The sequence below is a fragment of the Qipengyuania sp. MTN3-11 genome (genome assembly GCF_042851825.1).
GTDB lineage: Bacteria > Pseudomonadota > Alphaproteobacteria > Sphingomonadales > Sphingomonadaceae > Qipengyuania.
In genome coordinates this window covers 680,674-707,672 of sequence record NZ_BTGM01000001.1, presented here as the reverse complement: position 1 = coordinate 707,672, position 26,999 = coordinate 680,674, and the positions used below count along the sequence as shown (strand labels likewise).

General features: G+C 67.1%; 23 protein-coding genes and 1 riboswitch. Of the genes, 11 read left to right on the top strand and 12 right to left on the bottom strand.

All coding sequences use genetic code 11. The features are described from left to right. Positions 1 to 15 precede the first annotated feature (15 nt). Positions 16 to 2,688 (top strand): aconitate hydratase AcnA, encoded by a 2,673-nt coding sequence (gene acnA / locus ACGHN1_RS03425; protein WP_390548338.1) that lies wholly within the window; start codon positions 16 to 18, stop codon positions 2,686 to 2,688. Positions 2,689 to 2,787: 99 nt separating this feature from the next. On the opposite strand, the gene ACGHN1_RS03420 is transcribed toward acnA, so the two are convergent. The 3 genes from ACGHN1_RS03420 to ruvA form a co-directional block, all read right to left on the bottom strand. Next, complete coding sequence (locus tag ACGHN1_RS03420; RefSeq protein WP_390548336.1) at positions 2,788 to 3,900, bottom strand: PEP-CTERM sorting domain-containing protein; 1,113 nt, start codon at positions 3,898 to 3,900, stop codon at positions 2,788 to 2,790. A 201-nt stretch (positions 3,901 to 4,101) separates the two neighbouring features. Then, the gene (gene ruvB, locus ACGHN1_RS03415; RefSeq protein ID WP_390548334.1) at positions 4,102 to 5,136 is read right to left on the bottom strand and encodes a Holliday junction branch migration DNA helicase RuvB; all 1,035 of its coding nucleotides are present in this window, start codon (positions 5,134 to 5,136) and stop codon (positions 4,102 to 4,104) included. After that, positions 5,133 to 5,732, bottom strand: a complete 600-nt coding sequence (ruvA, locus tag ACGHN1_RS03410) for a Holliday junction branch migration protein RuvA (protein ID WP_390548333.1) — start codon at positions 5,730 to 5,732, stop codon at positions 5,133 to 5,135. The genes ruvB and ruvA overlap by 4 nt, the downstream gene beginning before the upstream one ends. 269 nt (positions 5,733 to 6,001) lie before the next feature. On the opposite strand from ruvA, the gene aroC reads away from it, so the two are divergent. The 4 genes from aroC to ACGHN1_RS03390 all read left to right on the top strand — a co-directional run bounded on the left by aroC (position 6,002) and on the right by ACGHN1_RS03390 (position 12,086). Continuing rightward, positions 6,002 to 7,069 carry a chorismate synthase gene (aroC, locus tag ACGHN1_RS03405; protein ID WP_390549755.1) on the top strand — a complete coding sequence of 356 codons (1,068 nt, stop codon included), beginning with the start codon at positions 6,002 to 6,004 and terminating at the stop codon, positions 7,067 to 7,069. Positions 7,070 to 7,125: 56 nt separating this feature from the next. Further along, positions 7,126 to 7,293, top strand: a riboswitch (yybP-ykoY riboswitch). A gap of 31 nt (positions 7,294 to 7,324) precedes the next feature. Beyond that, entirely contained in the window at positions 7,325 to 7,873 is a 549-nt protein-coding gene (locus ACGHN1_RS03400) for a manganese efflux pump MntP family protein (protein WP_390548331.1), read from the top strand. A 224-nt stretch (positions 7,874 to 8,097) separates the two neighbouring features. Further along, positions 8,098 to 10,317 (top strand): catalase/peroxidase HPI, encoded by a 2,220-nt coding sequence (gene katG / locus ACGHN1_RS03395; RefSeq protein ID WP_390548329.1) that lies wholly within the window; start codon positions 8,098 to 8,100, stop codon positions 10,315 to 10,317. Positions 10,318 to 10,481: 164 nt separating this feature from the next. After that, positions 10,482 to 12,086, top strand: a complete 1,605-nt coding sequence (locus ACGHN1_RS03390; protein WP_390548327.1) for a catalase — start codon at positions 10,482 to 10,484, stop codon at positions 12,084 to 12,086. Here ACGHN1_RS03390 and ACGHN1_RS03385 read toward each other — a convergent pair whose 3' ends face one another. The 3 genes from ACGHN1_RS03385 to ACGHN1_RS03375 all read right to left on the bottom strand — a co-directional run bounded on the left by ACGHN1_RS03385 (position 12,087) and on the right by ACGHN1_RS03375 (position 14,540). After that, on the bottom strand, positions 12,087 to 12,464 hold the full coding sequence (locus ACGHN1_RS03385) for a Smr/MutS family protein (protein WP_390548325.1): 378 nt from the start codon (positions 12,462 to 12,464) through the stop codon (positions 12,087 to 12,089). Between the two features lie 194 nt (positions 12,465 to 12,658). Next, positions 12,659 to 13,861, bottom strand: a complete 1,203-nt coding sequence (locus ACGHN1_RS03380; protein WP_390548323.1) for a murein transglycosylase A — start codon at positions 13,859 to 13,861, stop codon at positions 12,659 to 12,661. 28 nt (positions 13,862 to 13,889) lie between these two features. Then, positions 13,890 to 14,540: a Tim44/TimA family putative adaptor protein gene (locus ACGHN1_RS03375; RefSeq protein WP_390548321.1), complete on the bottom strand. Its 651-nt coding sequence runs from the start codon at positions 14,538 to 14,540 to the stop codon at positions 13,890 to 13,892. Between the two features lie 231 nt (positions 14,541 to 14,771). Here ACGHN1_RS03375 and secB point away from each other — a divergent pair, with 231 nt between their 5' ends. From secB to ACGHN1_RS03355, 4 genes are all read left to right on the top strand, one after another. Next, positions 14,772 to 15,305 carry a protein-export chaperone SecB gene (gene secB, locus ACGHN1_RS03370; RefSeq protein WP_390548319.1) on the top strand — a complete coding sequence of 178 codons (534 nt, stop codon included), beginning with the start codon at positions 14,772 to 14,774 and terminating at the stop codon, positions 15,303 to 15,305. A 25-nt stretch (positions 15,306 to 15,330) separates the two neighbouring features. Beyond that, on the top strand, positions 15,331 to 16,896 hold the full coding sequence (gene murJ / locus ACGHN1_RS03365) for a murein biosynthesis integral membrane protein MurJ (RefSeq protein ID WP_390548317.1): 1,566 nt from the start codon (positions 15,331 to 15,333) through the stop codon (positions 16,894 to 16,896). 24 nt (positions 16,897 to 16,920) lie between these two features. Continuing rightward, positions 16,921 to 17,940 carry a tryptophan--tRNA ligase gene (trpS, locus tag ACGHN1_RS03360; protein WP_390548315.1) on the top strand — a complete coding sequence of 340 codons (1,020 nt, stop codon included), beginning with the start codon at positions 16,921 to 16,923 and terminating at the stop codon, positions 17,938 to 17,940. Positions 17,941 to 18,074: 134 nt separating this feature from the next. Continuing rightward, positions 18,075 to 18,788, top strand: a complete 714-nt coding sequence (locus ACGHN1_RS03355; RefSeq protein ID WP_390548313.1) for a DUF4136 domain-containing protein — start codon at positions 18,075 to 18,077, stop codon at positions 18,786 to 18,788. A gap of 53 nt (positions 18,789 to 18,841) precedes the next feature. On the opposite strand, the gene ACGHN1_RS03350 is transcribed toward ACGHN1_RS03355, so the two are convergent. After that, positions 18,842 to 19,906 (bottom strand): transcriptional regulator, encoded by a 1,065-nt coding sequence (locus ACGHN1_RS03350; protein ID WP_390548311.1) that lies wholly within the window; start codon positions 19,904 to 19,906, stop codon positions 18,842 to 18,844. Between the two features lie 124 nt (positions 19,907 to 20,030). On the opposite strand from ACGHN1_RS03350, the gene ACGHN1_RS03345 reads away from it, so the two are divergent. Then, on the top strand, positions 20,031 to 20,573 hold the full coding sequence (locus ACGHN1_RS03345) for a hypothetical protein (protein WP_390548309.1): 543 nt from the start codon (positions 20,031 to 20,033) through the stop codon (positions 20,571 to 20,573). On the opposite strand, the gene dut is transcribed toward ACGHN1_RS03345, so the two are convergent. Both dut and ACGHN1_RS03335 read right to left on the bottom strand, forming a co-directional pair. Further along, a complete protein-coding gene (gene dut, locus ACGHN1_RS03340) occupies positions 20,574 to 21,035 on the bottom strand; it encodes a dUTP diphosphatase (RefSeq protein ID WP_390548307.1) in 462 nt (153 codons plus the stop codon). Beyond that, positions 21,028 to 22,725, bottom strand: a complete 1,698-nt coding sequence (locus tag ACGHN1_RS03335; RefSeq protein ID WP_390549753.1) for a bifunctional phosphopantothenoylcysteine decarboxylase/phosphopantothenate synthase — start codon at positions 22,723 to 22,725, stop codon at positions 21,028 to 21,030. Before ACGHN1_RS03335 ends, dut begins: the two co-directional genes overlap by 8 nt. A 176-nt stretch (positions 22,726 to 22,901) precedes the next feature. Here ACGHN1_RS03335 and ACGHN1_RS03330 point away from each other — a divergent pair, with 176 nt between their 5' ends. Next, positions 22,902 to 23,291 (top strand): hypothetical protein, encoded by a 390-nt coding sequence (locus ACGHN1_RS03330; RefSeq protein ID WP_390548305.1) that lies wholly within the window; start codon positions 22,902 to 22,904, stop codon positions 23,289 to 23,291. Here ACGHN1_RS03330 and ACGHN1_RS03325 read toward each other — a convergent pair. From ACGHN1_RS03325 to ubiB, 3 genes are read right to left on the bottom strand one after another with little or no spacing between them, the layout of a single operon-like run. Beyond that, complete coding sequence (locus ACGHN1_RS03325) at positions 23,257 to 24,330, bottom strand: hypothetical protein (RefSeq protein ID WP_390548303.1); 1,074 nt, start codon at positions 24,328 to 24,330, stop codon at positions 23,257 to 23,259. The two genes, ACGHN1_RS03330 and ACGHN1_RS03325, sit on opposite strands and share 35 nt — an antisense overlap. Continuing rightward, positions 24,327 to 25,463, bottom strand: a complete 1,137-nt coding sequence (locus ACGHN1_RS03320) for a hypothetical protein (protein ID WP_390548301.1) — start codon at positions 25,461 to 25,463, stop codon at positions 24,327 to 24,329. Before ACGHN1_RS03320 ends, ACGHN1_RS03325 begins: the two co-directional genes overlap by 4 nt. Further along, on the bottom strand, positions 25,430 to 26,995 hold the full coding sequence (ubiB, locus tag ACGHN1_RS03315; RefSeq protein WP_390548299.1) for a 2-polyprenylphenol 6-hydroxylase: 1,566 nt from the start codon (positions 26,993 to 26,995) through the stop codon (positions 25,430 to 25,432). The genes ACGHN1_RS03320 and ubiB overlap by 34 nt, the downstream gene beginning before the upstream one ends. Positions 26,996 to 26,999 lie beyond the last annotated feature (4 nt).

The following is a 26,999-nucleotide window of genomic DNA, read 5'->3' as shown; positions in this document are numbered from 1 at the left end:
GGACGAGAAGCACGCATGACCCAGGTCGGCCAGGACACGCTCGGAACCCGCTCCACCCTCAGCGTCGGTGGCAAGGATTACGCCTATTACTCCTTCGCCAAGGCGGAAGAAAAGATCGGCGACGTGTCGAGGCTGCCCTTCAGCCTCAAGGTCCTGCTGGAGAACATGCTGCGCTTCGAGGATGGCGGATTCACCGTCGGCGAGGAGCACATCCGTGCGATCGCCGACTGGCAGAAGAACCCCGCCACCGGCCAGGAAATTCAGTATCGCCCGGCGCGCGTGCTGTTGCAGGATTTCACCGGCGTGCCTTGCGTGGTCGATCTTGCCGCGATGCGCGATGCGATCGCCAAGCTCGGCGGCGACACCGCCAAGATCAATCCGCAGGTGCCGGTCAATCTCGTCATCGACCACTCGGTGATGGTCGACGAGTTCGGCCACCCCAAGGCTTTCGAGAAGAACGTCGAGCTCGAATACGCTCGCAACGCGGAGCGGTACGACTTCCTCAAGTGGGGGTCCAAGAGCTTCAAGAACTTCTCCGCCGTGCCCCCGGGCACCGGCATCTGCCACCAGGTGAACCTCGAATACATCGGCAAGGGCGTGTGGTCGTCGGAAGATCCGGACGGCAATCCGGTGGCCTATCCGGACACATGCGTCGGCACCGACAGCCACACGACGATGATCAACGGGCTCGGCGTGCTCGGCTGGGGCGTCGGCGGGATCGAGGCCGAGGCGGCGATGCTCGGCCAGCCGATCTCCATGCTGATCCCCGAAGTCGTCGGCTTCAAGCTGACCGGCGCGCTGGCCGAAGGGGTGACCGCAACCGATCTGGTGCTGACCTGCGTGCAGATGCTGCGCAAGGTCGGCGTGGTCGGCCGCTTCGTCGAGTTCTACGGGCCGGGCGTCTCCAATCTCAGCCTTGCCGACCGCGCGACGATCGCCAACATGGCGCCCGAATACGGTGCCACTTGCGGCTTCTTCGGCATCGACGAGAAGACCATCGACTACATGCGCCTGACGGGCCGCGACGAACATACGCTCGAACTGGTCGAAGCCTATGCCCGCGAGCAGGGCATGTGGTTCGAACCGGATAACGAACCGGTGTTCACCAAGACGCTCGAGCTCGACATGGACAGCGTCGTCCCCAGCCTCGCCGGACCCAAGCGCCCGCAGGACAAGGTAGCGCTGCCGGAGGTGGACGAGCTGTTCAATTCCGACCTCAAGACGGTGTACGGCAAGGACAAGCCGCACCGTGTGGCGGTCGACGACGCCCACCACGACATCGGCGACGGCGACGTCGTCATCGCCGCCATCACCAGTTGTACCAACACCTCCAATCCCGACGTGCTGATCGCCGCCGGACTCGTTGCCAAGAAGGCGCGGGAAAAGGGGCTGAAGCCCAAGCCCTGGGTCAAGACCAGCCTCGCTCCGGGTTCGCAGGTGGTGACCGACTATCTGGTGAAGAGCGGACTGCAGGACGATCTCGACGCCATGGGCTTCGACCTCGTCGGCTATGGCTGCACCACCTGCATCGGCAATTCGGGCCCGCTCGCCCCGCCGATCAGCAAGGCGATCAATTCCAACGACATCGTCGCCGCCAGCGTGCTGTCCGGCAACCGCAACTTCGAAGGCCGCGTGTCGCCCGACGTGCGCGCCAACTTCCTCGCCAGCCCGCCGCTGGTGGTCGCCTATTCGATCCTCGGCACTGTCACCGAAGACATCACCGACAGCCCGATCGGCCAGGACCAGCAGGGCAACGACGTGATGCTTGCCGATGTCTGGCCGAGCAATCAGGAGATCGCCGACCATCGCGCGGCCAATATCGACCGGCAGATGTTCGAGAGCCGCTATGCCAACGTCTACGACGGCGACGAGCATTGGCGCGCGATCAATGTCGAGGCGTCGGACACCTATCGTTGGCAGCCTGGCAGCACCTACATCGCCAGCCCGCCTTATTTCGAGGGCATGGAGATGACCCCGGCGCCCGTCGCGGACATCGTCGATGCGAAGCCGCTGGCGATCCTGGGCGATTCGACCACCACCGACCACATCAGCCCGGCCGGATCGATCAAGGAAGACAGCCCGGCCGGCGAATACCTCAAGAGCCACCAGGTCGCGAAGGCGGACTTCAATTCCTACGGCAGCCGCCGCGGCAATCACGAGGTGATGATGCGCGGCACCTTCGCCAACATCCGCATCCGGAACGAGATGGTGCCCGGCGTAGAGGGCGGCGTGACGACCTATCAGGGCAAGCAGATGCCGATCTACGATGCGGCGATGAAGCACAAGGAAGACGGCACTCCGCTGGTGGTGATCGCCGGCAAGGAATACGGAACCGGCTCAAGCCGCGACTGGGCGGCGAAGGGCACGATCCTGCTCGGCGTGCGTGCCGTGATCGTGGAGAGTTACGAGCGAATCCACCGTTCCAACCTGATCGGCATGGGCGTGCTCCCACTGCAGTTCAAGGATGGCGAAACTCGCCAGTCGCTCGGCCTCGGCGCCGACGACACCTTCACCATCCACGGACTGGCCGATCTGACGCCGGGCCAGGATGTCGAGGTCGAGGTCACCCACGGCGACGGCCGCAAGGCCAGCTTCACCGCGCAGTGCCGGATCGATACCGCCAACGAGATGGAATACTACAAGCACGGCGGCATCCTGCACTACGTGCTGCGCAATCTCGCGGCCTGACCGGCGCGGGAATTTCGTTCCGCAGATAGCAGAAGGGCGGCGCTCCGTTCGGGAGCGCCGCCCTTTCTTGTAGGTCGTACCGGAACCGCCCGGTGCGGGTCAGGCGTTGGCGGGCCGGCGTCGCCGGCGCAGCAGCGCGAAGGCGGCGAGCCCGAACAGCGCCATCATCGGCGGCTCGGGAACCTCTGTGCCGCTGGTGGTGCTGGTCGACGAATTGGTCGAGGAGCCCGTGCAGTTCTTGTACCCGTTGCAGCCGCTGGTCGACGAACTCGTCGATGAGCTTGTCGAGGACGAGGTCGAGGAGCTGGTCGATGACGAGCTCGAGGTGCTGGTCGAGGAGCTCGTGCTCGAGGTGATGTTGCCCGAGGTCGACGTGGTGGTCGACTGGTTCTGCTCCTGGCTCTGGCCCTGGTTCTGCTCCTGACTGATGTCGCCCGAGCTGGTCACGTTGCCCGTGCTCGTCGAGGTCGAGGAGGAGCTGGTCACGGTTCCGGTCGAGGTCGAGACCTGGCCGGTGGACGTGGAAACCTGGCCGGTGGAGGTCGAGACCTGCCCGGTCGATGTGGAGGTCGACGAACCCCCGCTCGAATTCTCGATATCGATGTCGATGTCGCCGTCGAAACCGCTGGTCGTCGTCGTCGTGGTCGTGGTGGTCGAGCCTGGCTGGCCGCTGGTCGTCTGCCCCTGGCCCTGGTCCTGCCCCTGGCCCTGTTCCTGCGAGAGATTGTTGGTGGTGTTCACAACCACGCTGCCGCCGCTCGATCCGCCCCCGAAGAAGCCGCCGAAGAAGCCGCCGCCGAAGCCGCCCCCGAAACCGCCGCCGTACCCGACGTTCGGGATCGAGCGCACCGCGCCGCCCCCGCCGGAGATCGGCGCTGCGGCGGGCAGCGGCGGGACCGGCACGGGCGCCAGCGCGGTGCGGTACACCGGCGGGCAGATATTGTCGGGCTGGTTCGCAGCCTCGGGCGAGGTCGCGGGAACGCAGACCGCCTGGCGCGGGATCACCCGGGCCGCCGGGCGGCTGGGAACCTTGCGCGGAGCCTGCTTGGCCTGCTTGACGTAGCGCGGCTTGACGGTCTTGGCGCCCTTCGCCGATTTGTAAGACGGCGCGTCGGTGATGGGCTTTTCCGCCACATGGACAGCACCGCCAGCAAGTAGCGCGCCCCCCGCTGCGGTGGCCGACAATTTGGCGAGTGCTGCTTTGACCGACATTGCTGATCCACCTTCACGAATGCGACCGACGTCATCTGCCGGCTACTTTTTGAAACCCCTGCCAGCGAATCCCCGGATGGGTTCCACTCGCGTTTACCTTTGCGTTCTTGTGCCAAAAAGTAAATTTTTCGCAGGTTTGCGAGCCCTTCGCCGGCGCTGTCCCGTTGCGGGACCACCTCTGCGGCAATCCTTACCCGGGTCTCAACCCTCTTCGTCGAACAAACCCTCCTGGCGATTGCCCCCTGGCGGAACGAGGCCGAGATGCCGCCAGCCGCCCTCGTTGAGACAACGGCCCCGCGCGGTACGGGCGATCAGGCCGAGCTGGATCAGATAGGGCTCGATCACCTCCTCGACCGTGTCGCGCGGCTCGCTGAGACCTGCGGCCAGCGTCTCCACCCCCACCGGTCCGCCCTTGTAGGTGGTCGCGATCATGGTGAGATAGCGCCGGTCCATCGCATCGAGCCCGAGCGAATCGACCTCGAGCCGGGTCAGCGCATCGTCGGCGACTTTGGCGGTGACCCTGCCATCGCCCGCCACGCTGGCGAAATCGCGCACCCGGCGCATCAACCGCCCGGCGACGCGCGGCGTGCCGCGGCTGCGCCGGGCGATCTCGCGCGCCCCGCCCTCGTCGATCGCCATGCCGAGCAGCCCCGCTCCGCGCGTCACCACGCGCAGCAGCTCGTCCTCCGAGTAGAAGGTCAGCCGCACCGGAATGCCGAAGCGGTCCCGCAAGGGCGTAGTCAGCAGCCCCTGCCGGGTGGTTGCGCCGACCAGGGTGAAGGGCGGCAGGTCGATCCGCACCGAACGCGCCGACGGCCCCTCGCCGATGATGAGGTCGAGCGCGCGGTCCTCCATCGCCGGATAGAGCACTTCCTCGACCACCGGATTGAGGCGGTGGATCTCGTCGATGAAGAGAACGTCGTTCGCCTCGAGATTGGTCAGCAGCGCGGCGAGGTCGCCCGCCTTTGCGATCACCGGGCCGCTGGTGGCGCGAAAGCCGACGCCGAGCTCGCGCGCGACGATTTGCGCCAGCGTGGTCTTGCCCAGCCCCGGCGGGCCGAAGAACAGCACATGGTCCAACGCCTCGCCGCGGCGCTTCGCGGCTTCGACGAACACCCGCAGGTTCTCCCGCGCGGCCCTCTGCCCGACGAACTCGGCGAGCGACTTGGGCCGCAGCGCCGCGTCCGGGTCCTCGGGCTGGCGGGCGGGGGCGTGGAGGGGAACGGGGTCGGTCATCCCGCCGCCCTCTTGAGCGCCACGCGGATCAGTTCGCCCTCGTTCGCGCCTTCGCCCAGCTCGCCCTGCGCTGCGGCGACGGCGCGGGCGGCGACGGCGGGCTTGAAGCCGAGGTTCTCGAGCGCGCTGACCGCGTCGGCGCTGGCCCCGGAAACAGGTGCCGCGCTTGTCCCGGTCATGCCACCCCCCGGCAGCGCACCGGCCTTGTCCTTCAGTTCGTTGACGATACGCCCGGCAAGCTTGGGCCCGACGCCGTTCGCCCGCGCCACCATCGCGGCGTCGCCGTTCGCGCAAGCCTGCTGCACCTCGCCGGTCGAGAGCGCCGAGAGGATCGCCAGCGCCACCTTGCTGCCGACACCCTGCACCTGGGTCAGCAGCCGGAACCAGTCGCGCTCGGCCGCCTCGGCGAAGCCCAGCAGGCGCATATCGTTCTCGCTCACCTGCAGATCGGTGAAGACCGTGCAGGCTTCTCCGACCTCGCCCAGCGCGGCGAGCGTCTTGCTCGAACAGTGGACGAGATAGCCGACCCCGGCGACGTCGATCACCGCCCAGTCGGCACCGGTTTCGTCGAGCAGGCCCTTGAGTTTGGCAATCATGCTTTGTTCCTGCCCGAGCGGCAGCCGTTTGACCAGCGCGGCGTTGCGTTCATTCCCGGCTGTGCCAGCCTGAACGGTGTTACAGGTGTTACACGGTCCTGAAGAGGAAAAGCTGCCGGGAGATACACATCTCCCTTCGGGACCAATGCCGGAATGCGTGTGCGCGAGAAAGCCATTCACCGAAATCGTATGGCAGGCTGGCCGCGAGTAGGAAAACCAATCGCGCGCTCCGCCTCGACAGGCGACGGTCCGGCGCTATGAAACGTCCGATGAGCTGGAACACTTTCGGACGCGTCTTGCGCTTCACCACCTGGGGCGAAAGCCACGGCCCCGCCATCGGCGCGGTGGTGGACGGCTGCCCGCCTGGGCTGGCGTTGAGCGAGGCCGACATCCAGCCGTTCCTCGATGCGAGGAAGCCGGGACAGAGCCGCTTCACCACCCAACGCAAAGAGGCGGACGCGGTTCGCATCCTCTCCGGTGTCTTCGAGGGCCGCACCACTGGCACGCCGATTTCACTGCTGATCGAGAACACCGACCAGCGATCCAAAGACTATTCCGAGATCGCCAACACCTACCGCCCCGGCCACGCCGATTATGCCTACGACGCGAAATACGGCTTTCGCGACTATCGCGGCGGCGGGCGGTCCTCCGCGCGCGAGACGGCCAGCCGCGTGGCGGCGGGCGCGGTGGCGCGGCTGGTGGTGCCGGAGGTGCGCATCATGGCCTATGTCGCGGAGATCGGCGGCGATAGCATCGACCCGGCGAATTTCGACGCAGACGCGATCGTCCGCAATCCCTTCTGGTGCCCCGACGCGGCGGCGGCGCAGCGCTGGGAGGGGCTGGTCGACCAAGCCCGCAAGGCCGGATCGAGCCTCGGCGCGGTGGTCGAATGCGTCGCCAGGGGCGTGCCCGCCGGATGGGGCGCACCGATCTATGCCAAGCTCGACGCGGACCTCGCGAGTGCGATGATGGGGATCAACGCCGTCAAGGGCGTCGAGATCGGCGACGGCTTCGGCGCGGCGCGGCTGACCGGCGAAGAGAATGCCGACGCGATGTCGCCGGGCAAAGACGGCCCGCAGTTCGCCGCCAATCACGCGGGCGGGATCGCGGGAGGGATCAGCACCGGGCAACCGGTCGTGGTGCGCGTGGCCTTCAAGCCGACCAGTTCGATCCTCACCCCCGTCGCCAGCATCGACCGGGACGGCAACGCGGCCGAGGTGCGAACCAAGGGCCGCCACGACCCATGCGTCGGCATCCGCGGCACCCCCGTGGTCGAGGCGATGATGGCACTGGTGCTGGCTGACCACAAGCTGCTGCACCGGGCGCAGTGTGGGTGAACGGAATGTCCGCAAACGACCCCGTTGCAGACGTTTCGGATAGGCGCTAGGTGCAGCCCCGTTGGGGAGTAGCTTCCGACCTTAGTCGGCTCTGCGTCAACACACTTGCGTCGTGGCGCATGGTGCAGAGAGCGGCTTCTGCCGCCTAGCGAGACCAGCGCATCCGAGACCTTCCGGGCGTCTCGGAGCGTGCTGTCTTGTGCCCGGCGGAGCCCTTTGATGTCGCCGCTATCGATTACCGTTCTCGCATTCAGCATGTCTGCCGACGCCTGTGCCGCCGCGATGGCTCGTGGCGCGAGCACTAAACCGTCGCTGCTACAGGCGGCCAAGGGTGGTCTGGTGTTCGGTGTGATCGAAACGGTCACCCCCCTGCTTGGATGGGCGCTCGGCCTTGCCGCGAGCGCCTATATCACGGCCGTCGACCATTGGATCGCTTTCGGCCTTCTCGGTCTTGTAGGTGGTAAAATGGCTGTGGAAGCGGGGCGGCAGCTTACAGCGCACAACCTCCCCGACAACACTGAGGTCCCTCCGAAACAGAGAGGAATGCTCGCACTCATTCTCACTGCCTTTGCGACGAGTATCGATGCTGCGGCGGTTGGTGTTACTCTGGCATTCGTCGATGTGAATATCGTCTCGGTCGCGCTTGCCATTGGGTTGACGACCTTCGTTCTAGCGACAGCCGGACTGATGCTTGGACGGCTCGTCGGCGTGAAATTCGGACCTGTGGTCGAGTTTATCGGTGGGTTGGGCCTGGTGGCGATCGGAACCGGTATCCTGCTCGAACACACTGGTATTCTCGCTTAGCACAGAACGACCGCTTCCCACCCCAATTCCAGACGCTAAAACGCCGCGATCCGACGCGCAGGCCTCATCGATTCCCTCAATCAATCCGCTCTGATTGATTTATTCGCTTAGCCCAATCGGACTATCGCGTTTCGTGCTCGCGCCGCCGTTTGCTACGCGGAAAATGCAGGCGAAGCGCCTATCTGGCGAGTCGCAGACATTCAACAAACGAGGAGACAGAGATCATGGACGCCAAGACAGGTTCAATCGACGGCGGCTGCCCCTTCACCGGCGGTGCCGACATGCGCGCATTGTTCGGCCGCACCAACCGCGACTGGTGGCCCGACAGCCTCGACCTCGGCCCGCTCACCCAGCATGGCCAGACCGTCGACCCGATGGGCGACGACTACGATTATTGCGAGGCGTTCAACGCGCTCGACTACAATGCGCTGAAGAAAGACCTCACCGCGCTGATGACCGACAGCCAGGAATGGTGGCCGGCTGACTACGGTCATTACGGCCCGTTCTTCATCCGGATGGCGTGGCACGCGGCGGGCACCTATCGCACCGGCGACGGGCGCGGCGGTGCCTCCAGCGGGCAGCAGCGCTTCGCCCCGCTCAATAGCTGGCCGGACAACGGCAATCTCGACAAGGCGCGGCGCCTGCTGTGGCCGATCAAGAAGAAGTACGGCAAGCATATCAGCTGGGCGGACCTCTTCGTGCTGACCGGCAATGTCGCGATCGAGAGCATGGGCGGCCCGGTGTTCGGCTTCGGCGGCGGCCGCAAGGACGTGTTCGAACCCGAGACCGTCTATTGGGGCACCGAGGAAGAGTGGGTCGACGAGGGCGTCGAAACCCGCATCATTCCCGAGGAAGGCAAGGCGCTCGAGAACCCGCTCGCGGCGATCCAGATGGGCCTCATCTACGTCAACCCCGAAGGTCCGGGCGGCAATCCGCACGATGCCGAGGGCATGGCGCGCGACATGCGCGAGACCTTCGCCCGCATGGCGATGAACGACGAGGAAACGGTGGCGCTCACCGCCGGCGGCCACGCATTCGGCAAGTGCCACGGCGCCAAGCCCGCCGACACCTTCGGCAAGGCGCCCGAGGGCGAGAACCTCCACACCATGGGCTTCGGTTGGCTGACCGACCCCGAGGAAATCGGCAAGGGCCACATCACCACCTCGGGCATCGAGGGCGCGTGGACTCCCAACCCGACCCAGTGGGGCAACGACTATTTCCGGCTGCTGTTCAAATACGAATACGAGCTGACGGAAAGCCCCGCCGGTGCCAAGCAGTGGACCCCGGTGAACCCGGAAGAAGCCGACATGGCGCCCGACGCGCGGGACCCGAACAAGAAGGTCCCGACCATCATGACCACCGCCGACATGGCGCTGAAGCGCGATCCGGAATACCGCAAGATTTCCGAGCGTTTCCTCAACGACCAGGCGGCGCTCGACGATGCCTTCGCCCGCGCGTGGTTCAAGCTGACCCACCGCGACATGGGGCCCAAGGTCCGTTATCTCGGCCCCGACGTGCCGAGCGAGGAGCTGATCTGGCAGGACCCGATCCCCGCCGGCAAGGAAGCTTCGGACAGCACGGTTGCGGACTTCAAGGCCAAGGTGCTCGACAGCGGCCTCTCGGTGCGCGAGCTGGTCAAGGCGGCCTGGGCCTCGGCCTCGACCTATCGCAAGTCCGACCATCGCGGCGGCGCCAACGGTGCGCACATCCGCTTCGATGCGATCAGGAACTGGGCGGTCAACGATCCGGAAGAGCTGGGCAAGGTGCTGAGCAAGCTCGATGAGCTGCGCGGCGATCTGTCGATGGCCGACGCGATCGTGCTGGCCGGCGCTGCGGCGGTCGAGAAGGCGGCCAAGGACGGCGGCTTCGACATCGAGGTGCCGGTTTCGACCGGGCGCGGCGATGCCACCGAAAACCAGTTCGATGCCGAGAGCTGGGAGCCGCTCGAGCCCTTCGCCGACGGTTTCCGCAACTACCTCAAGACCAAGGCGCACGTGAAGACCGAGGACATGCTGATCGACCGGGCCGACCTGCTCGGCCTGTCGGTGCCCGAGATGACCGCCCTGCTCGGCGGCATGCGGGCGCTGGGTGCGGTCAGCGACCACGCCGAGCACGGCCATCGGATCGGCGTGCTGACCGACAATCCGGGCGTCCTGTCGAACGACTTCTTCGTCAACCTGCTCCACATGGGCACGGCCTGGGAGGTGGTCGACGAGAGCGGCGACGAGGAATTCATCGGCCGCTGCCGCTTGAAGGGCCACGAGAAATGGCGCGCCACGCGCACCGATCTCGTCTTCGGCTCCAACAGCCAGCTGCGCGCCGTGGCCGAGGTCTATGCCGAGGACGGCAACGAAGAGAAGTTCGCGCGCGACTTCGTCAAGGCCTGGACCAAGGTCATGGAAGCCGACCGCTTCGACCTCGCATACGCCAAATACGCCAAGTAGGACCGCAACGAGTCCTTCGGGTACGCGAAGCCCCCGGCAGCCACGGTTGCCGGGGGCTTTTTTCATGATCGCCAAAAGCGATCTTGGGCGCTTGTTAATTCGCAGGAACGGGGAACCGGGCGCGGCGTAGGTTCAGCAAGCCCCCAGCGCGAAGGATCGTCTCCATGGCCGACAAGAAAATCCCCTACACCACCACCGATGCCGGTATCCGCGTCCAGAGCGACGAACATTCGCTGACCGTCGGCCGCGACGGGCCGATCGTGCTCAACGATCACTACCTGATCGAGCAGATGGCGAACTTCAATCGCGAGCGCATTCCCGAGCGCCAGCCGCATGCCAAGGGCTCGGGCGCCTTCGGCCATTACGAGACCACTGCCGACGTCAGCGAATATACCAAGGCGAAGATCTTCCAGCCCGGCGCCAAGGCGGAAGCCGCGGTTCGCTTCAGCACCGTCGCCGGCGAGCGCGGCAGCCCCGACACCTGGCGCGACCCGCGCGGCTTCTCGGTCAAGATCTACACCGAAGACGGCAATTTCGACATGGTCGGCAACAACACGCCGATCTTCTTCATCCGCGATCCGCTCAAATTCCAGCACTTCATCCGCAGCCAAAAACGCCGCGCCGATAATGGCCTCCGCGATCACGACATGCAGTGGGATTTCTGGACGCTGAGCCCCGAAAGCGCGCACCAGGTCACCTATCTGATGGGCGACCGCGGCATCCCCAAGAACTGGCGCGAGATGAACGGCTATTCCAGCCACACCTACATGCTGGTGAACGCGGACGGCGAGAAGTTCTGGGTCAAGTTCCACTGGCACAGCGATCAGGGCGACGGCAATGCGCATCTGACACAGGACGAAGCCGACACAATGGCCGGGCAGGACGGCGATTATCACCGCCGCGACCTGTTCGATGCGATTGCGAAGGGCGACCATCCGAGCTGGACGCTTAAATGGCAGGTGATGCCGTTCGAGGACGCCAAGACCTACCGCATCAACCCGTTCGACCTGACCAAGGTCTGGCCGCATGACGACTATCCGCTGATGGAAGTCGGCAAGCTCACGTTGACCGAAAACCCGGTCGATTGGGACACGCAGATCGAGCAGCTCGCCTTCGAGCCCAACAACATGGTGCCCGGCATCGGCCTCAGCCCGGACAAGATGCTGCTCGCCCGCGGCTTCTCCTATGCCGACGCGCACCGCGCCCGGCTGGGGGTCAATTACAAGCAGATCCCGGTCAATTCGGCGAAGAACGCCGACGTGCATTCCTATTCCCGCGCGGGCAAGGGCCGCACGGTCAACGCGGTCGATCCGGTGTACGCGCCCAATTCCTATGGCGGCGCTGGCGCCGAGCCACAGGTCGGCGGCGAAGCCACCTGGATGAGCGACGGCGACATGGTCCGTGCCGCCTACACGCTGCGCGAGGACGACGACGACTGGAGCCAGGCGGGCGCGCTGGTGCGCGAGGTGATGGACGACGCGCAGCGCGACCGTTTCGTCGACAACGTCGCCGGGCATCTGGCCGACGGCGTCAGCGAAGCGATCCTCGTCCGCGCCTTCGATTACTGGCGCAACGTCGACAAAGCCATCGGCGACCGCATCGAGAAGGCCACGCGCGACCTCGTCGGCGGCAAATCCGACGCGCCCGGCATGGCCAGCGCCGTATCGATCAAGGGCTATACGGGCGTTCCGGCGACCTCTTCGCTCGCGAAGGGCGAAGGCGAGAGGAACGCGAAAGAGGACCTCCGCGAACCCGCGCCCGCCAAATAGTCAGCGCTCGCGCCGCAGCACGATGTAGAGCGCGCCCTCGCCGCCGTGGCGGATATGCGCGCGGCGGACCGCGGCGATCGCGCCATGATGCTCGCTGGCCGCCAGCCAGTCGAGCACCTTGGCGCGGATTGCCCCGCGCTTCGTGCCCCGGTCTGCCGGATCGACGGGACGCGGCTTGCCGGTGATCAGCAATATCGTCCGTGCGCCTATCGCACGCGCCTGCGCGACACCGCCCATCAGACGATCGTAGGCGGCATCGAGGCCATGCCCGTGCAGATCGAGCGTGAAATCGGGCGCCAGCGCGCCGGATTTGAGTTTGCGATCCCACTGCGAATCGAGCGTGCCTTCCGTCTGTACCGGGCGCTGCGGACGGGCCACGGGTGCCCTCGATGGCATGCGCCCCTTGCTCGCGGGCTGCGGCAAGGTCGGTGCTTGTCGAGCCGTTGCGGGGTCCGGCGGGTGCGACTGGTCACGCGGGCCGGTCCCGGCTCGTCGCGGCGCGATGGGTCGGACCGTCGCCGCAACCTTGTCCCAGGCCGCCTTTTCCGTTTCGCTGAGCCCGCGCGGCGCGGTCATCGCAGGTCGCGACGCGCGAGCGTTCCCTTGGGGACCAGCACCAGCGCGTCCCCGCGCCCAAGCATGCCACCGGCGATTTGGCTGGCATCGGGCCCGTTGCCCCAGAAGGTGTCGAAGCGATTGGCGCCCTTGATCGCCCCGCCGGTATCCTGTGCGATCCACAGCCCGTCGGCCACATCGCGGTCGAGATCGAGCCACACCGGCGCGCCATAGGGCACGTAGGTCGGGTCGACCGCCACGCTGCTGCCGCGCCGGACCGGCACGCCGATCGAACCGAGGGGACCGCCCAGCCCATCGGGATCGGGCAGTTCGCGGAAGAAGATCCAGCTCCTGTTCTCGCGCATGATCGCCCGCCCCTCGGCGGGATGATCGCGCAGATAGCGCACGATCCCCTGCATCGAGGTCTCGTAGCCCGTGTCACCACCGATCAGTCCGCGTTCGCGCATCAGCGCACCGATGCCGACATATTCGCGGCCGTTCTGCCCCGCATAGCCGATCCGCATCAGCGAGCCGTCGGGCAGGCGCAGCAGACCGGACCCCTGGATCTGGAGGAAGAACATCTCGATCGGATCGGCCGCCCAGGCGATTTCGAGCCCGCGGTTGGCGAGCGCGCCATCCTCGATCTCCGACCGTTCGTAGAACGGCACGAAACGGCCGCTCGCATCGCGGCGACCGAGCGGCGCGCGGCCGGTCCGCTCGCTCTGCGGAATGTCGTCGTGCCAGTCGCGAACGAGTTCGGGCGGCACGCTGTAGACCGGCACCTCGTAGCCCGGGATGCGGGTGCGGCTACCGCGGATTTCGGGCTCGAAATAGCCGGTCGCGAAGGCCCGGCCGTCCCCGATCCGGGCGGTCTCGAAATGCGTGTCGAAGAAGCGTGCGGCGTCCACGGCCGGCCAGCGCGGAGCATCGGCGCAGGCGGGCTGCCAATCCTCGCGCCGGGTCAGACCGGTCTGATCGGTGCGCCGGAGAAGTTCGGGGCAGGATTCGACGAAGGATGCGAGCGCGGTGCGCGCATCGTCGGGAGCGATCCGCAGCAAGCCGACCCCTGGCCCCGGCGATGCGGCGGCCAGACCCGCCGTTTGACCGGCACCCGGAGCGACCACCGGCGGCATGGCGGTACCGGGCGGCTGTGCGTCCGGAACGATCCGCCCGCAGGCGGCGAGGAGCAGCGCGGCGAGGAGAGCCAGTGATCTGTGCATCCGCCCTCCCCGGCCGGCCAGGAAGGCCTCAGCCCTCGTCGGTCTCGTCGAGTTTCCAGTCCGGCCCGGCGGCATCGACGTTGCGCATGAATGTCCAGGCGTCCCGGCTCTCGATGGCATCGTCGAGCGACCCGGCGACGAGATTTCCGTCCTTGTCGCGCGTGACCGAAGCGATGTCGGAGACGAACAGCACGGTGACGCGCGCCGTGCGTCCTTCGAGGTCGGCGGACTTGACGATCGCATCCTCGATCCGGATCAGCCGGTTCTCCAGCGTCTCGCCGGCCGCTTCGCGCGCGTCGATCGCACCGGCGAAGCTGGCGTAGACATCGTCGTCGCACAATTCGCGCAGCGTGTCCTTGTCGCCTTCCCAGAAGGCTTCGAGCACCATGGCGTAGGCCCCCTTGGCACCTTCGACGAACGCGATGAGGTCGAAACCGGGATCGGCCGCCGCGATCGCCCGTACGCCCTGCTCCACCCCGGCAGGCACATCGCCGATACGCATCGGCATTTGCGTGCGCGGCTGCGGCGCGGGTTGCGCCTCGTCATCGGCGCCGTGCTCGCGTTCGAACCGGTGCGGAATGGGCTCTTCCTCGTGCTCCGCCCTGCGACCGAGCACCGAATAGAGCCGCAGGCCCAGGAAGGCAGCGACCATGGCGAGGATGACGATTTCGACTATCACGTTAGAGCACCTGCAAGATTGCGTTCCGGGTGCCGCGGCCCCGGACATTCTTTCCTGCCCGAGATAGGCGCGAATATCAAACGAACAAGCATCCCGAGCGTGGCGTTTCGATCCCTTGCGGCGCGCCATTGCCCCGCCCTGTCGCAGGTGCTAGGCGCGCCCCCCTGACGGGCAGTGCCGACATGGACCGGTCCGGCCCGACATCCCTGATACGCAAAACACGGAAACGACATGGCCGACGAAGGCGACATCCTGACCGATCTCAATGCCAATCCCGCCGCCGGCGCCAACGGCGCCGACAACCAGCCTGCCGCCGGGATCATCTCGCAATACATCAAGGACATGTCGGTCGAGAACCCCAACGCCCCGGCCTGCTATCAATGGACCGATCAGCCGCAGGTCGACATCCAGTTCAACATCGGCGCGACGCAGGTCAACGACGAGGTCCACGAGGTCGAGCTGAAGATCACCGCGACCGCGAAGTGCGAGAAGGGCAATCTCTATCTCATCGACCTCAGCTATTGCGGGCTCGCGGGACTGCGCAACCTGCCCGACGAGCATGCCCACGCCTTCCTCTATGCCGAGGCACCGCGCGTGATCTTCCCCTTCGCGCGCCGGGTGCTGGCCGATGCGACGCGCGATGCGGGATTTCCGCCGCTGATGCTCGACCCGATGGATTTCGGCGCGCTCTACCAGCAGCAGTTGCAGGCACGCGCGCAGCAGGGTCAGGACGCGGGCACCACTCCGCCCGCGGGCGAGGCCTGAGCGCTCTCACGGTTCGGCTCGCACGATGAGCCTGCTCAAACACGTCGGGACCATCGGCGGACTGACCGCGGTCAGCCGCGTGTTCGGCTTCGTGCGGGACATGCTGGTCGCGCGGGTGCTCGGGGCGACACCGATGGGCGATGCCTGGCAGCTCGCCTTCATGCTGCCCAACATCTTCCGTCGCCTGTTCGCCGAAGGGGCCTTCGCCAGCGCCTTCGTTCCGCTGTTCAACCGCCGGATGAACGAGGGCGCGAGCGAGGCGGAACGCTTCGCCACCAGCGTTCTTTCTCTTTTGCTCCCGATCCTGATCGTGTTCGGCGCGCTGGCGATGATCGCGATGCCCTGGGTGGTCGGCTATTTCGCGCCCGAGGGGCTGGAGCGCGATCCCGAGGCACTGCCCATCGCCATCACGATGGCGCGGATCGCCTTTCCCTATCTGATCTTCATGAGTCTCGCGACGCTGGTTGCGGCGGTGCTCAACTCGCTCTCGCGCTTCGCCGCGGCCGCCGCGGCACCGATCTTCCTCAACCTGTGCCTGATCGTCGCGCTCGTCTACGGCGCGAGCCTGGGCGACGGGGTGCTGGCCCGGCGGGAAAGCGCGATGTGGCAATCGGTGGCGCTGAGCGTGTCGGGTCTGGTCCAGCTCGTCTGGCTGTGGTTCTTCATGCGCCGCGCCGGCTTCCGGCTCCACCTGGTCGCGCCTAGGGTGACCGAGGGGGTCAAGGACCTCGGCATCCTCATCATCCCGGCCGTGTTCGGGGCCGGGGTCTACCAGATCAGCCGCTTCGTCGACCTGTTCTTCCTCTCCACCTTGCCGGTCGGCAGCTACACCTATCTGGCCATGGCCGACCGCTGGAACCAGCTGCCGCTGGGCATCATCGGCATCGCGCTCGGCACCGCGATCCTGCCGGCGCTGTCGCGCCATCTGGGCAAGGACGAACACGGCGAGGCAGGAAGACTGCAGTCCAACGCGATCGAGCTTGCGATGCTGCTGACGGTGCCCTGCGCCGTCGCGCTGTTCGTCACCGGCAGCGCCTTCACCCGGGTCTTCTTCTCCGGCGGCGCCTTCACGGTCGAGGACGCGCTGGTCACCGGCACCGTGGTCTCCGGCCTCGTCATCGGGCTGCCCGCCTATGTGCTGGTCAAGGTGCTGACCCCCAATTTCTTCGCCCGCAAGGACACCCGCACCCCGGTCTACACCGCCGCCGCCAGCCTGGTGGTGACGGTGGGGCTCAACATCGTGCTGGTGCCGCGCATCGGCGTTCTGGGTCTGGCGATCGCCGGATCGGCGGGGGCCTGGGTCAACGTCCTGCTGCTCTACGCCATCCTCGCGCGGCGCGGTTTCTTCGTCCTCCCGGCGCGGATCTTCTGGCGGATCGCGCGGATCACGCTTGCCGCCCTGGTCATGGGCGCGGCGCTGTGGTTCGCCATGCCCTATGGCGAGGGCTGGTTCACCGGCGAGGTGCTGGAGCGCGCGCTGGCTGTGGGGGGGATCATGCTGGTCGGGCTCCTCACCTTCGCGCTCGCCGCCTACGTCCTGCGCGTCCTCGACAAGGACACGGTGACCCGCCTAATGCGCCGCCAGGCCTGATTTTTCCCCTATCCAAGGACAGCTATGCGCGTCGTCTCCGGCATCCAGCCCACCGGCACCCCCCATCTGGGCAATTATCTCGGCGCGATCGTCAATTACGTGCGGCTGCAGGACGAGGCCGAGGTGGCAGGCGGCGACTGCCTGATCTTCCTCGCCGACCTCCATGCGATCTCCATGCCGCACGATCCGGCGCGGCTCCACGCGGCGACGCTGGAGATGGTCGCCACGCTGGTCGCCTGCGGGGTCGATCCCAGGAAGACCGTGCTGTTCAACCAGGCCCAGGTGCACCAGCACGCGGAGCTGCAATGGTTGCTCAGCGGCACCGCGCGGATGGGCTGGCTCAATCGCATGACGCAATGGAAGGACAAGGCCGGCAAGAACCGCGAAGGCCAGTCGGTCGCGCTGTTCAGCTACCCCGTGCTCCAGGCCGCGGACGTGCTGCTCTATCAGGCGACGCATGTCCCCGTGGGCGAAGACCAGAAACAGCATCTGGAACTCGCCCGCGACATCGCACAGAAATTCAACAACGACTTCGCTTCCGAGGAGGCACCGGTCTTCACCCTGCCCGAACCTATCATCCCGCCGGGCGCAGCGCGGATCATGAGCCTGCGCGACGGATCGGCGAAGATGAGCAAGTCGGCGGATTCGGACATGAGCCGGATCAACCTGTCCGACGATCCGGACACCATCGCCAGGAAGATCAAGAAGGCCAAGACCGATGCCGAGCCGCTCCCCTCCGAGGCCAAGGGGCTGGAGGCGCGGCCGGAGGCGCTGAACCTGGTGACGATCTACGCCGCGCTTGCCGGGAGCAGCGTGGAGGCGGTGCTCGGCGAATACGGCGGCCAGGGTTTCGGCAGTTTCAAGCCGGCGCTCGCCGAGCTTACCGTCGCCAGTCTCTCGCCCATCGTCGAACGCTTCACCGCGCTGCGGGACGACCGCGAATCGCTCGACGCGATTCTGGCGCGCGGGGCAGCGCAGGCGCGCGAACTGGCGATACCGACGCTGGCGGCGGCATATCGCGCGCTGGGGCTGGTACGCGCTTGAATTGATTCACCTTTCCCAGTCACGCCGTTCAAAGCGTGTTCATGGCTCGTTCCTTACATGGGGCAAGCACGCTGCGATGGGATCGCGGAAACCATCCCGCCCTCGCGCGTTTCGAATTTGGAAAGGACCCCGCGATGACCGATTCTGCGAAGGGGTGGGGGCGCACCGCAAGGCTGGCCTCCGTCCCGCTCATACTGGCAGGCCTCGCGGCCTGCGCTACTCCGTTCCGCGCCGATGTGCAGCGCTTCCAGACGCAATTGCCGGCGCCCACGGGCGAAAGCTTCGCCGTCGTCGCCGACGATCCGTCGCTCGCCGGCGGGCTCGAGTTCGCGCAATATGCCGATCTGGTGGAGGCCAACATGGCCCGGCTCGGCTATGCGCAGGCCGCGCCCGAAAGCGCGACCCTGCTGGTCCGCTTCGATTACAACGTCGACAACGGCCGGGAGCGCATCCGCACCACGGGCTTCCGCGATCCGTTTTACGATCCGTGGTTCGGCTACAGTGCGTTCCGTTCGCCCTACTACCGCTCGCGCTTCGGATATTCGCCCTTCCGCTCGCGCTATTACGGCAGCAGCTGGGGCTACGGTTTCTACGATCCCTGGTTCGGCGGGCCCGAAGTGCGCAGTTACACGGTCTACAATAGCGAGATCGATATGAAGATCGACCGCGCCGCTACCGGGGAGAGGCTGTTCGAGGGCAAGGCCGAGGCGTTGTCGACATCCGACCGGCTGCAATATCTGGTCCCCAATCTGGTCGAGGCGATGTTCACCGACTTCCCGGGCAATTCGGGCGAGACCGTGCGCATTTCGATCAAGCCGGAAGAAACCACGGTGCGCAGGATCGATTGATTCATCGCATCGAAAAGATCACTGAGGGGGGCGGCGCGCGAGTGCCGCCCTCTTTATTTTTGCCGGAGGTTGGCGTGCAATAGGGCGGCGGCGACACAAGCGGTGAAGGCGGCGCCTTCGAGCACGCTCGTAGCCAGCTGGGTGAACATGTAGAAGCCGTCTTCGCCGAAGGCCCTGCCGACCCGATCGAGGGCCAAATCGGACCCGGGGAATTGTGCCTCCAGCAGCATCAAACTGCGTCCCAGGAGCGACCCGCCCGACAGCGCGATGATGGCACCTGCCGCTCCGCCCGCGATGGCGGAAAGACCCATGACGGATCGCTCTCGCCAACCGGCGGTGAGCGCCAGCGCCCCAATCATTCCCACGGCCAGACCGAGCACCAATCCCTCGAACAGCCCGGTGATCTCGACAACCCGCGCGCCCGTCAGCGCCGCGATCCCGTCACGCCCCAGTGGCTGTCCAAATGCTCCGACCAGCGCTCCGCCGAGCGCCGCTCCCGAAATCAGTGCGAGCGGCTTCGCGCCTCGCAGCATCGCTGCCACCCCCATTCCGATGCCGACGCCCGCACCGCCGAGCACCCCAAGCGCGGCGACCAGCGCCGCCATCACCAGCACTCCCGTGCCTCCCCCGCTCGTGCCCAGAAGACCGTAGAACAGGCCGCCGAGCGTCCCGGCGATCCCGCCACCGATAGTGGCCGCCCCTGCAATGCGACCGCCTGCCGAACCCCCGACGGCCGACGCTGCCCTGGAAGGCCCGCTTCCGTCGCGCCTCGAGCGCTCGACCTCGGCGAGGAAGCGATAGCCGTGCTTGGGCACGGTGGCGACGAAGCGAGGATCGCCTGCCTCGTCGCCCAGGGCGCGCCGCAGCGTGCGGATGCACTGGGTGAGTGCCTCGTCGGTCACCGGAATGCCCCGCCAGACCTCGTCCATGAAGCGATTCTTGGTAACCAATTCGCCAGGGTGGGCGGCGAGCAGCACCAGCGCATCGAAATAGCGGCTGCCGAGCGGGATAGGGTGACCTTCGCGGCGCAGTTCGCGGTTGGCTCGGTCGATTTCGAAGGCGTCGAAGCGCCAGACCAGCGCCCCTTCCCGCTCGCGATCTGCCTCTGCCGCATCCATCGGGAAACCATAAGCGAGCGCGCGCAGGCGAGGGAAGCTTTTCAGCCATTGCTCACGAATTGCTCATGCTGCTCAGGCCGCTCGCGCGCTAGCTCTGGGGCATCACGAAGGAAGGACCCACAGCATGACCGACGATATCTACGCTATCCGGGATGGCTCGCTCAAGGGCTGGCGAATCGCCGGGTGGGGCGCACTGCTCGCTCTGCTCGCTTTGCCGACCGTGGCCTATCTGTTCGATCCGGGCTTCGGCTGGAGCGGCGGCGATTTCCTTTTTGCGATCGTCATGCTCGGCGCTTTGGGAATCGCAGGAGAGGTGGCCCTGCGCGTCGGAAAAGGCTGGATACACAGACTGGCGCTTCTCGGCGCGGCCGGGGCCGGCTTCGCGACGGTGTGGATCAATGCGGCGGTGGGCATTATTGGCGAGGGAGCGATCAACATCGCCTACGATCTCATCGTGCTCGCCGCGCTGATTGGCAGCGTCGCCGTCAGGTTCCGTGCCTGGGACATGGCCCGCGTAACGGCGTTGGTCATTGTCGCGGAACTGATCACGGCCATAGTTGCCCAACTCAACGGCCAAGCCGATTGGGGCCCGGCTCTGTTCGCGATCGCTCTCTGGCTCGCGCCGCTGCTGCTGTTCCGCAAGGCAGCGAGCGACGCCGCAGGGTAATCAGACCAGCTTCGCGTGGCCGCCGGTGGAACCGAAACCACCGGCTCCGCGCAGGGTCTCGTCGAGCGCGGCGACCTCTTCCCAGCGCGCTTGCACGACCGGGGCGAGGACGATCTGGGCGATCCGGTCACCCCGCGCGATGGAGAAATCCTCGGTCCCGTGGTTGATCAGGATGATCTTCAATTCGCCGCGATAGTCCGAATCGATCGTCCCGGGCGTGTTCGGCACGGTGATCGCATGCTTCAGGGCGAGGCCCGAGCGCGGACGCACCTGGATCTCGAACCCCGGCGGGATGGCCAAGGCGAGCCCGGTGGCGACCGCGCGCGGCACGCCACGCTTCAGCGTCGCATCCTCGGCCGAAACCACGTCCATGCCCACCGCGCCGTCCGTCGCATAGGCGGGCAGATCGAGACCCTTGCCATGCGCCATGCGCTTCACCTGCACCGGGACCGGATCAATCATCCGCATCGTCCTTGGGATCGACCAGCGCCTCGGCCGCGCGGCGGACCAGTTCGCGAGCAACGTCCTCCTTGGGCATGTCCTCCAGGTGCTCGACCCCGCGCGCGGTGACGATCGCCACCCGGTTGCGGTCACCCCCCATCACGCCGCCGCCCGAGGAGCCGACGTCGTTGGCGACGATCCAGTCCGCCCCCTTGCGCTTGCGCTTGGCCTTGGCGTTTTCGACCAGATCCTCGGTCTCGGCGGCGAAGCCGATCAGCAGATGCGGGCGCTTGCGGCCGGCCGCGACATTGGCGAGGATGTCCGGATTTTCGGTCAGCATCAGCGCCGGCGGAGCGCTGCCGCGCTTCTTCATCTTCTCCTGGGCGACGGTGCGGCTCTTCCAGTCGGCCACGGCGGCGACCATGAAGGCGGCATCGGCGGGGAGCGCCCGGCGCACCTTTTCCGCCATCTCGTCGGCGCTCTCGACGTCGATCCGGTCGACCCCGAGCGGAGTCGGCAGATGCACCGGCCCGGCCACCAGCGTCACCCGCGCACCTGCCGCCGCGGCCATCGCGGCGATCGCGAAACCCTGCTTCCCGCTCGAGCGGTTGGCGATGTAGCGGACCGGATCGATCGGCTCCCAGGTGGGCCCGGCGGTGACCAGCACATGCTTGCCGAACAGCGGGCGGTGATCGGGATCGGGATCGAATTCGGGCTGGCCGGCCAGCGGGTCGGTCTCCGAACCGGACTGCCTCACGGCCTCGTCCGGGATCGGCTGCGGCATGGCGGCAGGGTTACGGCGCGCGACTTCGTGGTTGATCGCTTCCGGATCGGTCGGTGGCGCTGCCGTGGCGCGGCCCTTGGTCGCCAACACCGGCCCGCCCTGAATTTCGCCCTGCGCGGGCGGAGCGTCGTTGTCCTGCGGCACGCCGCGGATCAGTTCCTCGGCATCGAGGGCATCGATCTGCGGCATCGCGTCGAGCTCGGCCTCGAGCTCCTCGTGGCTGCGCCGCGCCGTGCTGCGCGGAATGATAGCCGAGAGCAGCCCGCCGAGCATGCCCTTCGACTGCACCTCGGGTTCGGGCTCCAGGGCCTCGCGGGCGATATCCTCCTCCGGCGCGGACGCAGGCGTGGGCTGCTGCGGCGCCGGAAGCCCAGGGACGTCCATATCCACGTCGAGTTTGTCGGCGATGGCGGAGAGGATCACCACCGGCTCGGGGAGGCGTCCGGGTCCGTATTCGCCGCAGGCCATCTCGCCCTCGTCGGGCTCCATCACCTCGACACCCGCCTCGCGCAGCCAGGCGGTGTTGCGCTGCGTGGTCGCATGCTCCCACATTCGCACGTTCATCGCCGGCACGGTCAGCACCGGCTTGTCGGTCGCGAGGATCAGCGTGGTGGCGAGATCGTCGGCGATCCCCGCCGCCATCTTGGCGAGAAGGTCGGCAGTCGCCGGGCAGACGACGACGAGATCGGCGGCGCGCGAGAGCTGGATGTGCCCCATCTCGACCTCGTCCTTGAGATCGAAGAGCGAGGTGTAGACCTTGTTGCCGCTGAGCGCGGCAAGCGCCATCGGGGTGACGAACTGCTGCCCGCCCTCGGTCACCACGCAGGTCACCTCGGCTCCGGCCTTTCGGATCAGCCGCACGAGCTCACAGGATTTGTAGGCCGCGATGCCGCCGCCGATCACCAGCAGGATACGCGGCACGCTCATCCGGCGGTCCACCCGCACGGAGCCGCGCCGCACGTCGATCGCATCGTGCATTCCCGCTGTCTCATCGTTGCGCGTGCTAGCGCCCTCCGACCGCCAATGCCAGCACCCATCAACAGCGCGATTGCCCCGCTGGCTGCCGCGCTCTAGGCCTGGTCGATAACGGAGGAGGCGCAGCCATGCGGATGATCCTGAGCGCAATCATAGTTCTGATGGCGATAATCGACATGGTTATCGGGATCGGGTTCTTCCTCGATCCGGCCAGATCCGCGGTGAATTTCGGCCTCGCGCCCGACGGGGCGATGGGCCGGTCGGCGTTGCGGGCGGACTTCACCGCCTTCTTCACCGTCGCGGCCGGCTTCATGGCCTGGGGCGCATGGCGGCGGCGCGGCGATCTGCTGGCGGCGCCGCTGGCGCTGTTCGCGGTGGCCTTCACCGGACGGCTGGTGAACCTCCTCGTCGTCGGCACCTACGACGGATGGTGGCAGCCGATGGCGGTCGAGATGGCGCATGTGCTGGTGCTGGTCCTCGCCATCAGGCGCTGGCCGTGGCGGGGCGCCGGAATCTGAACACGTCCGCGATCGCGCGCGGCACGAAGGCGAGACCGATCCCGTAGGCCGGTACGAACAGCGCCATCCAGTAGAAATTCTCCTGCCGTGCGAACAGCGCGGCGAAGAGCATGAAGCCGGCGAACCAGCCCAGCGCGAAGGTCCCCGTCCGCCCGCCGAGGGCAAGCCAGCCGAGCAGCGGCAGCACGCCGAGCGGGCCGGCGATCCAGAGCGGCAGGGTCTGGAGCAGGGTCGTCACGTGGATGCCATAGAGCGGCAAGCTCGGCCCGATCAGGCCCGCCCAGCCCGGCGATACCGCATCTCCCGGCAGGCGCATCGCCTCGACGGCCTGCGCGTGAAGCGCGAAGCCGGCAAGGAGAAGTGCGATCGCTGCCCCCACCGCCAGCGCTTCGCGCCGCCGCCTGCCGGAGCCGGCCAGCGCCAGCCAGAGCAGCAGGAAGGGAAGCGCCAGTTCGCGCAGAGCGACGGCAGATGCTGCGAGCGCCAGCGCCGCCGGCCAGGACCGGTCCTTCACCGCCAGCGCCAGCGACAGCATCAGCCCGGCGAGCGCCTCGTGGCTGTAGGCGACGTCGGGAATGAAGGCGATCGCGCCGAAAAGCGCGGCCAGAGTGGCTGTCGCCCCCCTTTCGGCGACACTCGCCCGCCCTGCGAAAACGCTCCACCAGGCCAGGATGTTCGCCGCCCAAAGCACCACTGCGATCACCCGCCAGCCCTGCGCGCCCCAGACCGCGCTGGTCCAGGCGAGCACCGGGGTGCGCACGGCAACGGCCGGACTGGTCGGAAAACCGAAGCGGCGATGCTCCTCGGCGACGGCGGCGTAGTAATTCTCGCCCTTCGCAACCCGGGCTTCGAGCGCACGGTACATGTCCATGTCGACCCGGTCGCCGCGATCGAGCCGCTGCGCGATGTCGGCTCCATGCGCGGTATCACGGGACTGCAGCGCACCGGCGTTCCAGATACCCGCCAGCGCGAAAGCCAGCAGCAGCGCCAATCCCACGAGCCGGGGACAATGGCGCAGCGGGCGTTCGGGCAGCGTCATCGGCCCCGCGCCGCACGGATCAGCGAGGTGGCCGCCACGGGAACGAAGGCCAGCCCCACGAACATCAGCGGCGCGACCACCGCACCCCAGTAGAAATTGTTCGCCCGGCCGGCGAGCATGAAGGCCAGCGCGTAGCCGAGGAGCAGCAGTGTCGCGGTGCTGCCCGCGGGGGACCGCCAACCGCTCCAGCCGAACACCATCAGCACGGCGAGCGGACCGGCGAGCCAATGTGGCAGGAACCGCAGATTGCTCGACAGCACGACCTTGGACAGCCAGCCGCGCATCCCGTCGAGCACCAGCCAGGGCGGCCCTTGCGGATCGGTCGGCAGGACAAGCGCCGCCACGGCCTCGAGATGGAACCGCAGCGCCAGCGCGAAGATGCCCGTCAGCGTCAGCCAGGCCAGCCCCTCGCGCCAGTGCCGACGCCACAGCGCCATCGCGGCCATCAGCAGGACGAAGGGCAGGGTATGTTCGCGCAGCGCCAGCGCCAGCGCCGCCACCGCCAGCGCCGGCCAATAGCGCCCGGGCCGGTGCAGCCCCAGCGAGAGCGCGATCAGCATTCCGGTCCAGAATTCGTGGAGGACGAAATAATAGCGGTTGAGGATCGTCGACCCGCCGAGGACTATCAGCGCCGCGGCGAAGTTGCGGTAACGCGCCCCGCCCGGCTCGGCGCCGAGCCGCCGCCACCAGGCCCAAGCCGTCGCCGCGAGCAGGAGAAAGGCGATTGCCTGCAACCCGCCCTCGCCCAGCCGCGCATGAAGGATGGCCAGCGTCGGCAACCGCACTGCGAGACCCGGGCGGACCGGATAATCGCCCGCGCGCTGTTCCTCGACTGCGGCGGCATAATAATCTTCCCCGTCCGCGACCCGGGCGATGATCCGGTCGTAGAGCGCCAGGTCGTCGTCGCGCTCCGTATTGGCTGGAGCATCGTCCGATGACGGGGAAAGCGCCGGGACTGCCGCCGCCTCGCCGTCCATCGATGCGGTAGGCGGGATGCTCGCCGTCAACAGCACCAGTACCGCCAGAACGGCGAGCAGCAGGACCGCCGGTCCGCGTCGCCAGCGGGCGTAGCGGTTCCAGCGGGCGCCCCCGCCGATTTTCAGCCGACCCAGCCTTGCACCGCCGCCAGCCACATCGCTCCCCCGCCCACGATCGCCGCGGCGATATAGCCCAGAAGTCCGCGACCGCGCTCCTTGCGTTCGCGCCTTTCCCACATCAATTCGACATCCGGCACCGGGGGCGGTTCGGGCGCGCCGCCGCGCGGCGGATATTGTTCTTCCAGCCGGCGGACCAGCGCGGGGATGCGCAGGAGGGTCTCGGTGTCGGTGCGAATGCGGTCCGCGAGCGCGGCTTCGGGCCCCAGCTCGTCGCGGATCCAGGCGCGCACGAAGGGGGCGGACACGTCCCACATGTTGATCTGCGGGTTGAGCTGGGTGGCGATGCCTTCGACCATCACCATGGTCTTCTGCAGCAGCAGCAGGTGGGGCTGGGTCTGCATGTCGAAATCGCGAGTGATGGCGAAAAGCCCGTCCAGCATCTGGCCGACCGATAGTTCGCTCACCGGCTTGCCGCGCATCGGTTCGCCGACGGCACGCAAGGCGGTGGCGAATTCGTCGACCGAATGATGGCTGGGGACGTATTGCGCTTCGAAATGGATTTCGGCGACGCGCCTGTAATTGCCGGTGGTGAGGCCGTAGAGGATTTCCGCCAGCCATTGCCGCGCGCGCCGGTCGATCCGACCCATGATCCCGAAATCGATCGCCACGATGGTCCCGTCCGCCTGCACGAACAGGTTCCCCTGGTGCATGTCGGCATGGAAGAACCCCGCGCTGATCGCCTGCTTGAGGAAGGCGAGCACCAGCCGTTCGGCAAGGTCGGGAAGGTCGTGACCGGCGACAACTAGCGCCTCGACATTGGAAATCTTGATGCCGTCGACCCATTCGACCGTCATCACCCGGCCGTTGGTCCGGTCCCAGTCGATCGCCGGGATGCGGTATTTCTGGGTGCCGACCATGTGTTCGGCGAGCTCGGAAGCGCTCGCCGCCTCGCGCCTCAAGTCCAGTTCCCGGTTGGTCCAGCGCTTGAAATTGGCGATCACGAGCTGCGGGCGCAGCCGCCGCGCCTCGTCGCTGCCCAGCGCCTCGAGATGCGCTGCCGCCCATTCGTAGGTCGCGATGTCGCGCGCGAAGCGTTCGCGGATCCCCGGTCGCAGCACCTTGATCGCGACTTCGCGCCCCTCGGTGGTGACGCCCTTGTGCACCTGCGCGATCGAGGCCGCGCCCACCGGAACCGGGTCGATGCTCGCGAACAGCGTTTCGAGCGGCGCTTCGAAAGCGGCTTCCATGCTCGCCCGTATCTGCGCGAACGGCACGGGAGGAAGATCGTCCTGCAGCGATAGGAGATTGCGCGCGGCCTCTTCACCGACGATGTCGGGCCGGGTGGCGAGCGTCTGGCCGAGCTTGATCGCCGCGGGGCCGATCGCACGGAACGCACCGGCATAGTCGGGCTCACGCGGCTGGACCGTCCCGATGCGGGCGATCCGGCACAGGCGCTTGACCGGAGCCGGCATGTTGGGATCGTTCTCGATTCCGCGCAGCGCACCGTGCCGGGCGAGCGTGCGGCCCCATCCGAGCAACCTGCGGATATGCGTGGACGGACGGGTCACGCGC

What these genes read in the sequence shown, in the direction of transcription:
- ACGHN1_RS03335 (WP_390549753.1), bottom strand. Translation starts at nt 22,725, where the DNA reads ATGAGCGTGCCGCGTATCCTGCTGGTGATCGGCGGCGGCATCGCGGCC.
- secB (WP_390548319.1), top strand. Translation starts at nt 14,772, where the DNA reads ATGGCCGACGAAGGCGACATCCTGACCGATCTCAATGCCAATCCCGCC.
- ACGHN1_RS03400 (WP_390548331.1), top strand. Translation starts at nt 7,325, where the DNA reads ATGTCTGCCGACGCCTGTGCCGCCGCGATGGCTCGTGGCGCGAGCACT.
- ACGHN1_RS03345 (WP_390548309.1), top strand. Translation starts at nt 20,031, where the DNA reads ATGACCGACGATATCTACGCTATCCGGGATGGCTCGCTCAAGGGCTGG.
- ruvA (WP_390548333.1), bottom strand. Translation starts at nt 5,732, where the DNA reads ATGATTGCCAAACTCAAGGGCCTGCTCGACGAAACCGGTGCCGACTGG.
- ACGHN1_RS03325 (WP_390548303.1), bottom strand. Translation starts at nt 24,330, where the DNA reads ATGACGCTGCCCGAACGCCCGCTGCGCCATTGTCCCCGGCTCGTGGGA.
- aroC (WP_390549755.1), top strand. Translation starts at nt 6,002, where the DNA reads ATGAGCTGGAACACTTTCGGACGCGTCTTGCGCTTCACCACCTGGGGC.
- ACGHN1_RS03355 (WP_390548313.1), top strand. Translation starts at nt 18,075, where the DNA reads ATGACCGATTCTGCGAAGGGGTGGGGGCGCACCGCAAGGCTGGCCTCC.
- ruvB (WP_390548334.1), bottom strand. Translation starts at nt 5,136, where the DNA reads ATGACCGACCCCGTTCCCCTCCACGCCCCCGCCCGCCAGCCCGAGGAC.
- katG (WP_390548329.1), top strand. Translation starts at nt 8,098, where the DNA reads ATGGACGCCAAGACAGGTTCAATCGACGGCGGCTGCCCCTTCACCGGC.
- dut (WP_390548307.1), bottom strand. Translation starts at nt 21,035, where the DNA reads ATGATTGATCCGGTCCCGGTGCAGGTGAAGCGCATGGCGCATGGCAAG.
- ACGHN1_RS03330 (WP_390548305.1), top strand. Translation starts at nt 22,902, where the DNA reads ATGCGGATGATCCTGAGCGCAATCATAGTTCTGATGGCGATAATCGAC.
- acnA (WP_390548338.1), top strand. Translation starts at nt 16, where the DNA reads ATGACCCAGGTCGGCCAGGACACGCTCGGAACCCGCTCCACCCTCAGC.
- murJ (WP_390548317.1), top strand. Translation starts at nt 15,331, where the DNA reads ATGAGCCTGCTCAAACACGTCGGGACCATCGGCGGACTGACCGCGGTC.
- ACGHN1_RS03350 (WP_390548311.1), bottom strand. Translation starts at nt 19,906, where the DNA reads ATGGATGCGGCAGAGGCAGATCGCGAGCGGGAAGGGGCGCTGGTCTGG.
- ACGHN1_RS03380 (WP_390548323.1), bottom strand. Translation starts at nt 13,861, where the DNA reads ATGCACAGATCACTGGCTCTCCTCGCCGCGCTGCTCCTCGCCGCCTGC.
- ACGHN1_RS03390 (WP_390548327.1), top strand. Translation starts at nt 10,482, where the DNA reads ATGGCCGACAAGAAAATCCCCTACACCACCACCGATGCCGGTATCCGC.
- trpS (WP_390548315.1), top strand. Translation starts at nt 16,921, where the DNA reads ATGCGCGTCGTCTCCGGCATCCAGCCCACCGGCACCCCCCATCTGGGC.
- ACGHN1_RS03420 (WP_390548336.1), bottom strand. Translation starts at nt 3,900, where the DNA reads ATGTCGGTCAAAGCAGCACTCGCCAAATTGTCGGCCACCGCAGCGGGG.